General features: G+C 73.0%; 14 protein-coding genes and 1 tRNA gene. 13 read left to right on the forward strand and 2 right to left on the reverse strand.

Annotation, left to right across the window (positions count from 1 at the left end; genetic code table 11):
- The first annotated feature begins 97 nt into the window (after window positions 1-97).
- Window positions 98-925, forward strand: coding sequence for an SDR family oxidoreductase (locus R9X44_RS07115; RefSeq protein ID WP_319813181.1), 828 nt, complete (start codon window positions 98-100; stop codon window positions 923-925).
- Between the two features lie 34 nt (window positions 926-959).
- Here the strand turns inward: R9X44_RS07115 and R9X44_RS07120 are convergent, their stop codons facing one another.
- Window positions 960-1,790: a TetR/AcrR family transcriptional regulator gene (locus R9X44_RS07120; RefSeq protein ID WP_319813182.1), complete on the reverse strand. Its 831-nt coding sequence runs from the start codon at window positions 1,788-1,790 to the stop codon at window positions 960-962.
- Window positions 1,791-2,038: 248 nt separating this feature from the next.
- Between R9X44_RS07120 and R9X44_RS07125 the strand changes: the two genes are divergently transcribed.
- Genes R9X44_RS07125 through R9X44_RS07180 form a run of 12 tightly spaced genes read left to right on the forward strand, consistent with a single transcriptional unit; the run spans window position 2,039 to window position 13,632 of the window.
- Window positions 2,039-2,392: a cupin domain-containing protein gene (locus tag R9X44_RS07125; protein WP_319813183.1), complete on the forward strand. Its 354-nt coding sequence runs from the start codon at window positions 2,039-2,041 to the stop codon at window positions 2,390-2,392.
- Complete coding sequence (locus R9X44_RS07130; protein WP_319813184.1) at window positions 2,389-3,585, forward strand: CoA transferase; 1,197 nt, start codon at window positions 2,389-2,391, stop codon at window positions 3,583-3,585. Before R9X44_RS07125 ends, R9X44_RS07130 begins: the two co-directional genes overlap by 4 nt.
- Before the next feature lie 47 nt (window positions 3,586-3,632).
- Window positions 3,633-5,888 carry a CocE/NonD family hydrolase gene (locus R9X44_RS07135; protein ID WP_319813185.1) on the forward strand — a complete coding sequence of 752 codons (2,256 nt, stop codon included), beginning with the start codon at window positions 3,633-3,635 and terminating at the stop codon, window positions 5,886-5,888.
- 37 nt (window positions 5,889-5,925) lie between these two features.
- Complete coding sequence (locus R9X44_RS07140) at window positions 5,926-6,102, forward strand: nuclear transport factor 2 family protein (RefSeq protein ID WP_319813186.1); 177 nt, start codon at window positions 5,926-5,928, stop codon at window positions 6,100-6,102.
- Window positions 6,103-6,122: 20 nt separating this feature from the next.
- Entirely contained in the window at window positions 6,123-6,479 is a 357-nt protein-coding gene (locus R9X44_RS07145) for a nuclear transport factor 2 family protein (RefSeq protein WP_319813187.1), read from the forward strand.
- 33 nt (window positions 6,480-6,512) lie between these two features.
- Entirely contained in the window at window positions 6,513-7,727 is a 1,215-nt protein-coding gene (locus R9X44_RS07150) for an acyl-CoA dehydrogenase family protein (protein WP_319813188.1), read from the forward strand.
- A complete protein-coding gene (locus R9X44_RS07155; RefSeq protein WP_319813189.1) occupies window positions 7,724-8,254 on the forward strand; it encodes a flavin reductase family protein in 531 nt (176 codons plus the stop codon). Before R9X44_RS07150 ends, R9X44_RS07155 begins: the two co-directional genes overlap by 4 nt.
- 3 nt (window positions 8,255-8,257) lie before the next feature.
- The gene (locus R9X44_RS07160) at window positions 8,258-9,277 is read left to right on the forward strand and encodes a zinc-binding alcohol dehydrogenase family protein (protein ID WP_319813190.1); all 1,020 of its coding nucleotides are present in this window, start codon (window positions 8,258-8,260) and stop codon (window positions 9,275-9,277) included.
- Window positions 9,274-10,866: a bifunctional 3-(3-hydroxy-phenyl)propionate/3-hydroxycinnamic acid hydroxylase gene (locus tag R9X44_RS07165; protein ID WP_319813191.1), complete on the forward strand. Its 1,593-nt coding sequence runs from the start codon at window positions 9,274-9,276 to the stop codon at window positions 10,864-10,866. The genes R9X44_RS07160 and R9X44_RS07165 overlap by 4 nt, the downstream gene beginning before the upstream one ends.
- Window positions 10,863-11,996, forward strand: coding sequence for a DUF3500 domain-containing protein (locus R9X44_RS07170; RefSeq protein WP_319813192.1), 1,134 nt, complete (start codon window positions 10,863-10,865; stop codon window positions 11,994-11,996). Before R9X44_RS07165 ends, R9X44_RS07170 begins: the two co-directional genes overlap by 4 nt.
- Window positions 11,993-12,877 carry a fumarylacetoacetate hydrolase family protein gene (locus R9X44_RS07175; protein ID WP_319813193.1) on the forward strand — a complete coding sequence of 295 codons (885 nt, stop codon included), beginning with the start codon at window positions 11,993-11,995 and terminating at the stop codon, window positions 12,875-12,877. The genes R9X44_RS07170 and R9X44_RS07175 overlap by 4 nt, the downstream gene beginning before the upstream one ends.
- A gap of 32 nt (window positions 12,878-12,909) precedes the next feature.
- The gene (locus R9X44_RS07180) at window positions 12,910-13,632 is read left to right on the forward strand and encodes a GntR family transcriptional regulator (protein WP_319813194.1); all 723 of its coding nucleotides are present in this window, start codon (window positions 12,910-12,912) and stop codon (window positions 13,630-13,632) included.
- A 12-nt stretch (window positions 13,633-13,644) separates the two neighbouring features.
- Here R9X44_RS07180 and R9X44_RS07185 read toward each other — a convergent pair.
- Window positions 13,645-13,740: transfer RNA gene (locus tag R9X44_RS07185), tRNA-Sec, on the reverse strand.
- Window positions 13,741-13,761: the final 21 nt, after the last annotated feature.

Raw genomic sequence — 13,761 nt, forward strand, 5'->3', positions numbered from 1 at the left:
AAGCCTACGTCGCGGCTCCCTGAGGTGGGTGTCCCCCCTGCTACCAGGAACAACGGGGAACTGGCGGGGGCCATGGGCCGCGGCGAGGGTGGATCTCATGACGATACGCACATGGTTCATCACCGGCGTCAACAGCGGCTTCGGACGCGAGCTCGCCGAGCAGCTCCTGGCCCGTGGCGAGCGGGTGGCGGGCACGGTACGGCGCGAGGGGTCGGTTGACGATCTCCGTGACAAGTACGGCGACATGTTCTGGGTCGGGCGCCTCGACGTCACCGATCTCGCGCGGGTGCGCGAGGTGGTCGACGCCGCCTTCGCCGCGCTCGGCGGGATCGACGTCGTCGTGATCAACGCGGGCTACGGGCTGTTCGGGGCCGCCGAGGAGTTCACCGACGACCAGGTCGTCCACCAGATCACCACGAACCTGCTCGGCTCGATCCAGACGGCGCGGGCGGCGCTGCCGCATCTGCGCGCGCAGGGCGGCGGACGGATCATCCAGATCTCCTCGGTCGCCGGGCTCGCCGCGCATCCCGGCGCCTCGCTGTACCACGCGGGCAAGTGGGGCGTCGAAGGGTTCATGGAGGCGCTCGCCGCCGAGGTCGCCCCGTTCGGCGTCGAGGTGACGCTGGTCGAGCCGGGCGGCGCGCGCACGTCGTTCGCGGGCAGCAGCCTCCGGCTCAGCCGGCCGCTGTCCGCCTACGACGGCACCCCCGCCGCGGCGGTGCGCGCGTTCAAGGACGTCGCGGTTCCGGTGCCCGGCGACCCCGCCAAGGTCGCCGCGAAGATCATCGCCGGCGCGGACGTGCGGCCCGCGCCGCTGCGCCTCGTCCTGGGCAGCGACTGCCACCATGCCGCGACGGCCGCGCTGCGCAAACGCCTCGCCGAGGTCGAGGCACAGCGGGCGACCGCCGCGGAGACCGACGCCTGAGCGCGCATGCCTCCTGGGCCGCCGCCGGACCGCGTCATGACGGGTCCGGCGGCGCGGGCAGCGCGACGGCCCGCAGGAACGCCTCGGCGAAGGTGCGGATCGTCTCGTCCCTGCCCGGGAGCGCGGCGGCGGCGCTCCGCTCGGCGACGGGACGCAGCAGGAGGTGCAGGAGGAGCGGGGCGGTCATCAGCTGGGTGAGCAGCAGCGGGGGGAGGTCGCGGACGCGTCCCGCCTCGGCCTCCGCGGCGAGCCACGCGCCGAGCCCGGCGAGCAGCCGCGGGGTGAGGCTCTCGAAGAGCACCGCGATGTCCGCGTCGCCGGGGCGGGTGAAGACCTCGGCGAGCAGGCTCGGCAGCACGCGCGGCTCGCGCTCGAGCGCGTCGGCCATGAGCCGGGTGACGCGGTGGACGGTCTCCGCGAACTCCTCGTGCGAACCGGCGAGGAACGTCTCGACCTCCACGATGGGGCTGTAGCGGTCGAAGACCGCGCGCAGGAGGTCGTCACGTCCGGCGAAGACCGCGTAGAGGGCGGGCACCGAGCACTCGGCGGCGGCCGCGACCCGCTCGAACGTCACCCTGCCGAGCCCCTCGGCGCTGATCAGCGCGCCGGTGACCTCGATCGCGCGTTCCCTGACCGGCTTCCGGCCGCCCACCTCGACCCCGGCGGCCCGCAGCGCCTCGTCCAGGGCCTGTCTGTTGCCGCCGAGCCTGCGCACCAGCGTGCTCCGCGAGATCCCCGCCTCCTGGGCGATGTCCCGCAGCGGCACGTCCGCCACGGGCACGCCGCGCGCCTGTGCCGCCCGCAGGGTCGCCTGGACGATCTCCCCGGGGACCCGCACGCCGGACGGCTCACTGATACCTGACATGCAGGTTAATGTACTCTAAAGTCAGTATCAGGGCATGTTCGATCATGTCCGCGCCTCCCCGGGACGGCCAACGCGCGGCCCCGAGACGCTGGAAACTGTCTACATTCCTCGGGAGCTTCCCCAAGTATCCCCTGTTCCAACTCTCAGAGGCCGAAGCCGCTCCAGATACTTCGGCGCAAAATGTTGACACTTTGCCGGGACTGCTCTTACGGTTCCCCCACAGCCAGTCCCCAGAATCGAGTGCCACCGTGCCGATAGACATCTCCCAGCTCGCCAGCGCCGCGCGCTTCACGCCGGACGGCCACGAGGGCGTCGGACCCGTCCACCTCTTCGGCGGCGCGGGATACGACGGGGCGGTGACGGTCGCCCTGTCGCACTACCTGCCGGGCGGCAGGGCCGACCTCGCGCCGGTCCCCGCCGAGACGCTGTACCTCGTGCTGAGCGGCGAACTCACCCTCACCGACGCCGACGGCGACGCCACGGTCCTCACCGCCCTCGACGGCGCGCGCCTCACCGAGGGCACGCCGCGCGCCGTGGAGAACCGCACGAACCTGCCCGTGAGCATGCTGGTGATCCGGCCGAACCCGGCGGCCAAGCCATGACGGGCCAGCCCTCCGGTGGGCCGCTCGCCGGGCTGCTCGTGGTCGATCTCAGCCGGGCGCTCGCCGGGCCGCAGGCCGCGATGATGCTCGGCGACCTCGGCGCGCGCGTGATCAAGGTGGAGGGCCCCGGCGGCGACGACACGAGGTCCTGGGGGCCGCCGTTCGTCACCGCCGACGACGGCACCACCGAGTCGACGTACTTCCTGTCCTGCAACCGGAACAAGGAGTCGATCGCGCTCGACCTGAAGAACGCCGACGACGCCGCAGTCCTCGCCCGGCTGATCGAGCGCGCCGACGTGCTGCTGGAGAACTTCAAACCTGGCGTGCTCCAGCGGCTCGGCTTCGGCACCGAGCGGCTGACGCGGCTGAACCCGCGCCTCGTCGTGCTGTCGATCAGCGGGTTCGGCCACGACGGGCCCGAGGCGGGCCGCGCCGGATACGACCAGATCGCGCAGGGCGAGGCGGGGCTGATGTCCCTCACCGGACCCGACCCCGACCACCCCCAGCGCGTCGGCGTGCCGATCGCCGACCTCCTCGCGGGCATGAACGGCGCGTTCGGCGTGCTCGCCGCGCTGCGGGAGCGCGACAGGACGGGGCGCGGCCAGGTCGTCAGGACCTCGCTGCTCGCCTCGGTCATCGCCGCGCACGCGTTCCAGGGCACCCGCTGGACCGTCGCCGGTGACCTCGGCGCGGCGCAGGGCAACCAGCACCCGACCATCGCGCCCTACGGCCTGTTCCGCTGCGCGGGCGGGAGCGTTCAGATCGCCTGCGGCAACGACGCCATGTGGCACAGGCTCCGCGCCGCCTTCGACCTCCCCGACGACCCCGGCTACGCCACCAACGCCGACCGCCTCGCGCGCAGGGACGACCTCACCGCCCTGCTCGAAGCGGTGTTCGCCGACTTCGAGCCGGACGAGCTGCTGCGCCGCCTCGCCGCCGCGGGCATCCCCGCCGGACGGGTCCGCTCCCTCGACGAGGTCTACGCGTGGGAGCAGACCCGCTCCCAGCGCCTGCTCATCGACGTCGAGCACCGGAGCCTCGGCAAGATCGCCCTCCCCGGCTCCGCGCTGCGCACCTTCGCCCTCACCGAGACCGGCGAGGAGACCGAGACCACCCGCGACCTGCACGATCCCCCGCCCGTGCTGGACGCCGACGCCGCCGCCGTCCGCGCGTGGCTCGCCGCCACCCCCTGACCCCGCTCAACAACACCCACCCCACCCCACCCCGAAAGGGGAGTTCCATGCCTCGTCACGGAAGATTCGCCGGGCCCGTCGTCGGCCTGCGCTACGAGACCCCCACCTGCTCCGGCCACACCGACGACGCGGGGACGTTCGCCTACCATGACGGCGAGATCGTCGTCTTCTCGGTCGGCTCGGTGCTGATCGGCGCGGCGCGCGGCGCGGACCGGCTCACCCTCGCCGACGTCGTCGCCAGGGTCGGCGGCGACCCCGGCAAGCTCGCCGATCCCGGCCTGACGAACATCGCGCGCTTCCTGCAGACCCTCTCCCGCGACGCCGACCTCGGCGACGGGATCGTGCTGACCCCCGAGATCCACGCGCTCGTCGGCGACCGTCCGATCGACTTCCGCTACGGGCTCGCGTCGCTGCCGGGCGCGCCCGCCGACCCCGTCCGGGCGTTCACCGACGACCCCGTCGTCGCCGACCTGCTCGCCGACCTGAACCGCGCCGGCGTGTTCGACGCGCCGCGCACGCTCCGATCCCCCGCCGCCGCGCGCAACCAGGTACGCCGCGACGTCCTCGGCATCCGGCTGTGGCGCGACGTGAAGATCCCGCTGCGGAACGGCTCGTTCGTCTACGCCGACGTCTACCGGCCCGACACCGACGAGCCAGTCCCGGTGATCATGAACTGCGGCGTCTACGGGCGCGCGTTCGTGCACCACTCGCTGTGCGACGACGCGGCGGTCGAGCGGCACGAACTGATGGAGGAGCGGTACTTCCTCGGCAACCCCGACGGCTACGAGTACGAGAACCACGAGAGCGTCAACACCGCGGCGTGGGTGCCGCGCGGCTACGCGGTGGTCCGGGTGGACGGCCCCGGCGCGGGCAAGAGCCCTGGCACGCTCGGCATCTGGGGCATCGAGGAGGCCGAGGCGTACCGCGACGCGATCGAGTGGGCGGGCGGACAGGACTGGTCGAACGGGAACGTCGGCCTGTGGGGCATGTCGTACTACGCGGTCAACCAGCACGCGGTCGCGAGCCTCAGGCCCGCGCACCTCAAGGCGATGATCGCGATCGGCACGGACGCCGACCTCTACGAGGAGGTCATGTACACCGGCGGCATCCTGAACGAGGAGTTCTTCCCCGGCTGGTTCAGGTTCGGGATCACCCCGGCGATCTGCGGCGAGGTCGACGCGCACGACTTCATCGCGATCGCGCGCGCCAACCCGTTCAAGGACTCCGACCCCGGCGCGATCTTCGGCCCGCGTGCCAAGGTGCTGATGAACCCGGACATGGGCGCGGTGGACGTGCCGCTGTGGACCGTCGCGGTCACCACGCACCCCGGCAACTTCCACCAGCTCGGCAGCAGCGAGACCTACCTGAACACGCCGACGCCGCACAAGAAGATCGACTTCTGGGAGGACTGGTTCCTCAAGCCCTACACGGCGGCCGCCGTGGAAGACCACGTCGCCTTCTTCGACCACTGGCTGAAGGGGGTCGACAACGGGATCATGGACCGGCCCCCGGTCCGGCTGGAGATCCGCACCGGGCGCGGCGCGGCGTACGTCCAGGAGGAAGACGAGTGGCCGGTCGCGCGCACCGAGTACGTCAGGTGGTACCTGGACGCCGCGCCCGCCGACGGGGTCGGCGACCTGCCGTGTGACCACGTCCTGCGGCTCGCCAGGACGGTCCCGGACGCCGAACGGTCGGTCACCTACTCGGCCGAGGTCGACGTCGACGCGTGCCGGGTGCCTCCGGCGGCCGACGCGGCCACCGCGCCGTGCTCGCCGGGCGCGACGTTCGTCACCGAGCCGATGGCCGAGGACACCGTGCTCGCCGGGTACAGCAAGGCGGTGCTGTGGGTCTCCAGCACCAGCGAGGACATGGACGTCTACGTGTCCTTCCGGGTGCTCGACGAGCAGAACCGCGAGGTCGACTACTGCGGGCCCGCGCTCATCCCCGGCATCTCCACCCGGTTCTACCCGCTGGCCAAGGGCTGGCTCAAGGCGTCGCACCGCAGGCTCGACCCCGAGCGGTCCACCGAGTTCCGGCCCAAGCACACCCACCTGAGCGCCGACCACGCGCCGCTGCGCGACGGCGAGATCGTGCCGGTCGAGGTCGAGATCATCCCGAACACCGGCCTCGTGCGGGCGGGCCACCGCGTCCGGGTGGACATCCAGCCGTACACCGGCGTCGGGCACGGCAACCGGCACGCCTACGACGCGGCCTACCACGACGGCGCGCGGAACACGATCCACACCGGCCCTGACCACCCGAGCTATGTGCAGCTCCCGGTCCTGCCGCCCAAGACGTCATGACGTCTCCCCCACCCACCCCGAGAAACGGAAGATGCCGATGAACCTCGAAGAGCTGAGCGCGCGGGCGCAGATCCACGACGTGCTGCTGCGCTACTGCCGCGGCCTCGACCGCGTCGACATGGACCTGGTCCGCGGCGCGTTCCACGAAGACGCGTTCGTCCAGTTCCCGAATCCCTGCACATCGGGCCCGTCGAGGGCTTCGTCGCGTTCCTGACGGCCGAGATGCCGCGGTTCGTGCGGACCTCGCACAACCTCGGCAACAGCCTGATCGAGTTCGACGGCCCCGAGGTCGCCCACGTCGAGACCTACCTGAACGCCGACCACCAGGGCTCCGAGCGGCACCACTGGAAGGGCGACTACGTCAAGCTCTGGGCGCGCTACCTCGACAGGTTCGAGCTGCGGGACGGCAAGTGGCTGATCGCGCGGCGGAGGCTGCTCGTGGACTGGATGTACCGGTACCCGGCCGACGGCTGGTTCGACGACCACCCTGACGCGTCGGCCGGCCTGCGCGACGGCAGCGACCCGAGCCTGCGCCCGGTCTCCGGGTTCCACGGGACGCCGTCGCCGGCGAACGCCGTGTGGCCGTCCTGACCCGCCCACGCACGCGCCTACTAGGAGGAAGTCATGAGGACGATGGAGAGGGCGACCGCCGACGACGTCGTCGCGCGCCTCGCCGAGCTGCGGCCCTGGCTGCGCGAGCGGCAGGCCGAGGCCGAACGGCAGCGCCGCATCCCGCAGGAGAGCATCGAGCGCCTTGACGCCGCCGGCGTCTTCGGCGTGACCACGCCGAAGCGGTTCGGCGGCGCGGACTACACCACCGCCGAGCTGCACGCGGTCTTCCGTGCGCTGGGCGCGGGCTGCGGCGCGACGGGCTGGATGGTGTGGGCCGCGGCGGGCGGGAACCTGTGGAGCGCGGCCTTCGCCGACGACGTCGCCGGGCCCGTCTACACCGCGCCGTGGGTCGGGAACCGCACGTTCGCGGTGGGCGGCACGAGCCGTCGCATGTCCGGGAAGGCGCGGCGGGTCGACGGCGGCTGGATGGTCGAGGGCGTGTGGCCGTTCGCGACCGGCAGCGTGCACGCCTCGCACGGCTACCTCGCGGTCTTCTACGACGAGACCGACGACGCCAAGGTCGGCATGACCCTCATCCCGAAGGACCAGCTCGTCGCCAGGGACGACTGGGACGCGATGGGCATGGCCGCCACCGGCAGCCAGACCGTCGCGACCGACGGCGAGCTGTTCGTCCCCGACGAGCGGTTCAGCACCCCCGAGCTGCTGGGCGCGCGGATCGCCGAGCTGACCGCGCGCGGCCTCGGCCCGCGGCGCGGCGGCCTGGCCCGCTCCCTCGTCGCCGGGACCGGCGTCGCGCTCGGCATGGCCGACCACGCGGTCGAGCTGTTCGTCGGCGCGGTCGGCAAGCGGAGCATCCCGTACTCGCCGTACGCGACCCAGCTCGACGCGCCCGTCACGCATCTGACCGTCGGGCGTGCCGTGGCCCAGATCCGGGCGGCGGGCCTTGTCGCCGACGCCGCGGTCGCGGCCCTCGACCGGCACGAGGCGGAGCGGTCCGATCCCACCGAGGTCGACGTCCTCAGGTTCCACACCGACGTCGCCTATGTGTGGGACGCGTGCGCCTCGGCCGTCGAGTCGCTGTTCCACGCCTCGGGCGCGTCGGCGATCATCCGGCGGCAGCCGCTCCAGCTGATCGCGCGGAACTGCCGCGCGGGCAGCCTGCACTCGGCGCACAACGTCGACACCTGGCTGGAGAACACCGGCAGGGCGCTGTGCGGGGCCGAGGCCGGGCCGATGTCGATGAGCGTGCTGGAGCGGCGGTCATGAGCGGGACGGCGACGCGGGACCTCGAGCAGGTGACCGCGCCCGAGCAGCTCAGGCGGGCGTTCGGGTGCTTCCCGTCCGGGGTCACCGCCCTGTGCGGCAGCCGCGACGGGGTGCCGGTGGGCATCGCGGCGAGCTCGTTCACCTCGGTGTCGCTGCGGCCGCCGCTGGTGTCGGTCTGCGTCCAGCGCACCTCGACCACGTGGCCGACGCTGCGGGAGCTGCCCAGGCTCGGCGTCAGCGTGCTCGCCGAGGACCAGGACGAGATCTGCGCACGGCTCGCCAGCAGGGACGGCGACAGGTTCGCCGGGACCGACCTCGCGACCTCCGCCGAGGGCGGCGTCTTCGTCGCGGGGGCCGCGCTGTGGCTTGACTGCACGGTCCACGACGAGGTCGCGTGCGGCGACCACGACATCGTGCTGCTGCGCGTCCACGGGCTCAGCGCCGCACCGCAGACCCCGCCGCTCGTCTTCCACGGCAGCCGGTTCCGCCGCCTCGCCGGGGACGTCAACGCCGACGGGAGGGGCTGACCGATGCCGTCACCCGACGTCGTGGTGCCCGCCGCCTTCGTCGACGCGCCGGGCGCGCCGCCCAGGCCGGGCTCGGTCGTGCTGCCGCCGCGTGCGCCGGGGACGACGCTCCTCGCCGTCGTCGCCGCGCCGCTGAACCCGCTCGACCTCGCCATCGCCTCCGGAACATTCCACTCGGCCCGATACGAATCGCCCTATGTGCCGGGCAGTGAGTGCGTCGGCGTCGTGCTCGACTCCGACAGCCACCCGCAGGGCGCGCTGGTGTACGCCGAGTGCCACGCGTCGCCGACCAGCCCCGGCTCGTTCGCGGCGCGGGTCCTGGTCGCCGACGATGACGTGCTCCCCCTGCCCGACGGCCTCGACCCGGTGCTCGCCGCCGCCGTCGGCAACGCCGGGATCGCGGCGTTCCTTCCGCTGGTCGAGGAGGCCGGGCTTTGCCCCGGCGAGACAGTGCTCGTGCTGGGGGCGACCGGCGCGGTCGGGCAGCTCACGGTCCAGGTGGCGCGGCGGCGCGGCGCGGGCCGGGTGGTCGGCGTCGGCCGCGATCCCGACGCGCTCGACCGGGCGCGGACGCTCGGCGCGGACGCCGTCGTCGCGCTGCGCGCCGGGGAAAGCGTCGCGGACCTCGCGGCCCGGCTCGCGGAGGCCGCTGGGCCCGTGGACGTCGTCCTCGACGGCGTGTACGGGACCCCGCTGGAAGCCGCGCTCCACGCGTGCGCGCCCCGGGCGCGGATCGTCAACGTCGGCGATCCGGCGGGCGCGACCGCGCGGATACCCGCGGGGCTGCTCCGGGGCAGGCGGCTCACCCTGTCGGGCTTCGCGGGCCTGCACACCCCGCTGTCGGCCAAGCGCGAGGCGCTGACCTGGCTGTGGGCCGCGCTGTCCCGGGACGAGCTGCGGATCGAGGTGCGCACGTTCCCGCTCGCTGACCTCGCCTCGGCCTGGCACACGCAGGCGGTGTCCCCGCACGCCAAGTGCGTCATCCTGCCCGACCGGGACGGCGAAGGGGGGCGCGGCGCATGACGGCCCCGTCCACACCGCTCCGGGACCGCGTCGACTGCCTCGTCGTCGGCGGCGGGCCCGTCGGACTGCTGAGCGCCGTGCTGCTCGGCCAGGCGGGGCTGCGGGTGGCCGTCGTGGAACGGCAGCCGCGCAGGTACCCGCTGCCCAGGGCGTGCACGATCGACCATGAGGCGCTGCGCGTCCTCCAGGCGGCGGGGCTGATGGCCGACCACGCCGACCTGTTCGAGCCGTCCCTTGGGGAGCGCGGCGGATACGAGTTCCGCAACGGCGAAGGCGAACTCCTGCAGGCCATCGACTGGAACCGCGCCTCGGAGTCCGGCTGGGCCACCACCAACGGCTTCCACCAGCCCGACCTCGAGGCCGCCCTTGAGGCGCGCGCCGCCGCGACGCCCGGGGTGACCGTCCACCGAGGGGTGGCCTTCCAGGCCCTCGCGCAGGACGGTGACGGCGTCGCCGTCCGGGTCGCGCCGACCGAGCGGCCCGGCGCGGCCGTCGAGGTCTCGGCGCGGTGGCTGATCGGCGCGGACGGGGCCAACAGCCAGGTCCGCGCGGCGCTCGGCGTCGAGGTCGGGGACTCGGGCTTCGAGGCCGACTGGCTCGTGGCCGACTACCTGCCGCGCATCGAAGAGAAGTGGACGGCTTTCGCCACCCAGTACTGCGACCCGGCGCAGCCCGCGACCGCCGTCAACAGCGGCCCCGGGCGGCGCAGGTTCGAGTTCATGCGGCGCGCCGACATGACCGTCGCGGAACTCGGCGAGGAGAGCACGGCATGGCGGCTCATGGCCCCGTGGGGCGTCACGCCGGAGACCGCGCGGCTTGAGCGGCACGCGGTGTACACATTCCGGGGCAGATGGGCGCATTCCTGGCAGGTCGGGAACGCCTTCCTCGCGGGCGACGCCGCCCACCTCATGCCGCCGTTCCTCGGCCAGGGGCTGTGCTCGGGCATCCGCGACGCACGCGCGCTCACCTGGCGGCTCGCCATGGTCCACCGGGGGCTCGCCGCGCCCTCGGTCCTCGACAGCTACGGTCCCGAGCGGGTCGGGCACGTCAGGGAGATCATTGACGAGGCGGTCGCGGCCGGGCGCGTCATCTGTGAACTCGACCCCGCGCGGGCTGCGGTCAGGGACGCGGAGATGAAGCGGCTCGCCCGCGACCCGGGCTTCGCCACCCGCAGACCGCCGCACCCACGGCTGGGCGAGCCGTCGCTGACCGTCGCGAGCGGCGGCGTCGAGGGACGGCTCGCGCCGCAGGGACGCGTCCGCGCCGCCGACCGGACCGGCCTGTTCGACGACGTCGTCGGCGGCGGCTGGCAGCTCGTCAGCCGGACCGGCGACCCTGCCGCCGCGCTCGACCCGGCCGACGCGGCGTGGTTCCGCGAGATCGGCGGCGTTACCGCCGACCTGTCCTGCGTCCACGACCTCGACGGCGTCTACGCGCGCTGGTTCGTTGAGCACGGCTGCGAAGCCTTCCTGGCGAGGCCCGACTTCGCGGTGTTCGCCGCGGGCCGCCACGAGGACGCCGCGCGCTTCGTCGTACAGCTGCGCCGGGCCCTCACCCACACCCCCAGAACTCTAGGAGAAACCCGATGACCCACCACCCCGACATCGCGCTGCCCGAGGCGCACCGGCCGAGGCCGGGCGGCTCGTTCGACGCGACGGCCATCACCTTCGCGGCCATGGGACTGTTCGACGGCCTGACCGCCGACCAGCGCGCGCGGGTCCTGCTGCCGCACACCGACCCTGGCCGGACGCACTGGAACTTCCTCCCCGAGTCCGGCAGGCACGGCCTCGCCCTCGGCGAACTCGACCGCCACCAGACCGGGCTCGCGCACCGGCTGATCGCCGAGTCCATGTCCGTGCCCGCCTATGCCCGCGTGGTCCAGGTGATGGCCAACGAACACGTGCTCCGCGAGCTCAACCTTCCGCTGTTCGGGCACATCGCGCCGACCTTCCGTGACGCGGGCGGCTACTTCCTCACCTTCTTCGGCCAGCCGCAGCCGGACACCACATGGGGCTGGCGGCTCGTCGGCCACCACCTGTCGGTCAACGTCACCGTCGTGGACGGCGAACTCGTCAACGCCACACCGTTTCTGCTCGGCGCGGAACCCGCCGGATTCGGGCCCTTCCGGATTCTCGGCGAGGAGGAGGACGCGGCCTTCGCGCTCCTCGACGGGCTCACCGAAGCCCAGCTCGGGCAGGCCGTCATCCACCACAGGCCGCCCGCCGACTTCGTCACCAGGACGGTCCCGGTCATCGGGGAGGTCGAGTACCCCGGGTACCACGGCGTCGGCCGCCGCGACGCGATGATTACCGACGAGGACCGCAGGGCGCTCGCCTACTTCCGCGCCCATCCGCGCGGCATCCGCGTCGGCGACCTCTCCCCCGTCCAGCGCGCGCGCTTTGACGACCTGCTCGCCAAGTTCGTGGAGCGGGCGAGGCCCGGCCTCGTCGGCTTCGAGATGGACCGGGTGGCCGCCGCCGGAGGCGTCGCGGAGCTCAGGTTCGCGTGGGCCGGAGGCACGTCCCTTGACGAGCCGCACTACTTCCGCATCCAGGGCCCGGTGACGCTCATCGAGTTCGACAACGCCGAGGACGACGCCAACCACGTGCACAGCGTGTGGCGCGACCCGTCCAACGACTTCGGCAGCGACCTGCTGATCCATCACCACCTCGAGCACGACCACACCGCACCCGAGAACACCCAGAAGGAAGCCAAGTGAGAATCGTGGGCATCAGGCGACCGGACGGCGCGGGCGTCGAGGTCGCCGACCTTTCCGCGCGGGGCGACGAGGTCACCGTCATCGCCCCGCTCGCGGAGTTCTGGGCCGACCCGGCGGGGTGCCTCGCCCGTCCGGCCTCGGGTCGGGTGCTCGGCGTCGGCGCGGTCGAACTCGTGCCGCCGGTGCTCCCGGACGCGCGCGTCCTGTGCGTCGGGCTCAACTACCTCGACCACGCGGCCGAGGGCAGCTACCGGGACCAGGAGCTGCCGCCCTACCCGAGCCTGTTCGGCAGGTGGACGCGGTCGCTGACCGTGGACGGGGCCGAGGTCCCCGTGCCGTCCAACGAGGACGGGCTCGACTGGGAGGGCGAGGTCGTCGCGTGGGTCGGCGCGCCGCTCGTCGACGCCTCCCCCGAGGAGGCGCTCGCGGCGGTGCTCGGGTACTCCGCGTTCAACGACCTGACGTCGCGCAGGGCGCAGAAGCTGACCTCACAGTGGACACTCGGCAAGAACGGGGACAGGTCGGGACCTTTGGGGCCGATCGTCCCGGCCGCCGAGGTCGGCGACCTGCGCGACGGACTGCGGGTCACCACCCGCGTCAACGGCGAGACCATGCAGGACGCGCGGACCGACCAGATGATCTACCCCGTGGGGAACACCCTGTCGCTGATCTCGCACACCATGACCCTGCGGCCCGGCGATCTCCTGGCCACCGGGACCCCGTCCGGGGTCGGCTACGTGCGCAGGCCCCCTCGGCTGCTCGGCCCCGGCGACGTGGTCGAGGTCGAGGTGGAGCGGCTGGGCTCGGTCCGCAACACCGTGGTCGGCAATGATCACCGAGGGCAAAGTGTCAACATTTCCTCGGCGGCTTGTACCCTCTAGACCTACGGCAACGCGCGAAGGGTCTGCGGACGATGACAGCACAGCCGGCCGGACTGGCCGACGGCCTCACCCACCCCGACGAGGTGAGCAGGGCCCACCACGCGCTGCGCCGCGCGATCATGCACGGCGAGCTGCGCGCGGGTGACCCGCTGTCCCAGGTCGAGCTGGCCAGGCGGCTGGGCGTCAGCCGCGGACCCCTGCGCGAGGCGCTCAGAATCCTGCAGCGCGAGGGGTTCGTCCGGCAGGAGTCGCAGCACCGCGCGCGGGTCGCGGAGTTCAGCGACGAGGATCTTGACGAGCTCTACGCCATGCGGATCAGTCTTGAGGCGCTCGCGATCGGCATCGCCGTCCCCCGGATGACCGAGGAGCACATCGCCGGGCTTGACGCGCTGCTCCTGGAGATGGACGAGAAGGCGCGCACCGGGGACGTCGAGCAGTGGGAGTGCCCGCACGAGCGGTTCCACCGCGCCCTTGTCCACCCGGCGGGGCCCAGGCTCGAACGTGAGCTCTCGCTCCTTTCTGACCACGCCACCCGCTACCGGATGGCGTTCGTCACCTGGAACCCGCTCGAATGGCAGGCCGACACCGGCACCCAGCACCACACGATCGCCGAGGCGGTGAAGGCCCGCGACGCGGCCGCCGCGTCACGCGCGCTGGCGGCCCATCTGGCCCGTACGGCCCTCGTGGTCCTGTCGATCGCCTCGCCCGCCTATGAGCCCGTCCGGATTCGCAGGGCCCTGGCGGACCACGCGTAGGGCCGGGGAGTTTGGCGGAGGTGGACGGGAATCGAACCCGCCGCGCCGGGATGCCCGGCGCCTTCGGTTTTGAAGACCGAGGGGGCCACCAGGCGCCCAGACACCTCCGGGGGGCAGCTTATCCGGAGG

It is taken from the genome of Actinocorallia sp. A-T 12471, assembly GCF_033875155.1.
Taxonomy (GTDB): domain Bacteria; phylum Actinomycetota; class Actinomycetes; order Streptosporangiales; family Streptosporangiaceae; genus Actinocorallia.

Coding starts and splice junctions, on each gene's coding strand:
- R9X44_RS07115 (WP_319813181.1), top strand. CDS start 98: ATGACGATACGCACATGGTTCATCACCGGCGTCAACAGCGGCTTCGGA.
- R9X44_RS07120 (WP_319813182.1), bottom strand. CDS start 1,790: ATGTCAGGTATCAGTGAGCCGTCCGGCGTGCGGGTCCCCGGGGAGATC.
- R9X44_RS07130 (WP_319813184.1), top strand. CDS start 2,389: ATGACGGGCCAGCCCTCCGGTGGGCCGCTCGCCGGGCTGCTCGTGGTC.
- R9X44_RS07135 (WP_319813185.1), top strand. CDS start 3,633: ATGCCTCGTCACGGAAGATTCGCCGGGCCCGTCGTCGGCCTGCGCTAC.
- R9X44_RS07140 (WP_319813186.1), top strand. CDS start 5,926: ATGAACCTCGAAGAGCTGAGCGCGCGGGCGCAGATCCACGACGTGCTG.
- R9X44_RS07150 (WP_319813188.1), top strand. CDS start 6,513: ATGAGGACGATGGAGAGGGCGACCGCCGACGACGTCGTCGCGCGCCTC.
- R9X44_RS07155 (WP_319813189.1), top strand. CDS start 7,724: ATGAGCGGGACGGCGACGCGGGACCTCGAGCAGGTGACCGCGCCCGAG.
- R9X44_RS07160 (WP_319813190.1), top strand. CDS start 8,258: ATGCCGTCACCCGACGTCGTGGTGCCCGCCGCCTTCGTCGACGCGCCG.
- R9X44_RS07165 (WP_319813191.1), top strand. CDS start 9,274: ATGACGGCCCCGTCCACACCGCTCCGGGACCGCGTCGACTGCCTCGTC.
- R9X44_RS07170 (WP_319813192.1), top strand. CDS start 10,863: ATGACCCACCACCCCGACATCGCGCTGCCCGAGGCGCACCGGCCGAGG.
- R9X44_RS07180 (WP_319813194.1), top strand. CDS start 12,910: ATGACAGCACAGCCGGCCGGACTGGCCGACGGCCTCACCCACCCCGAC.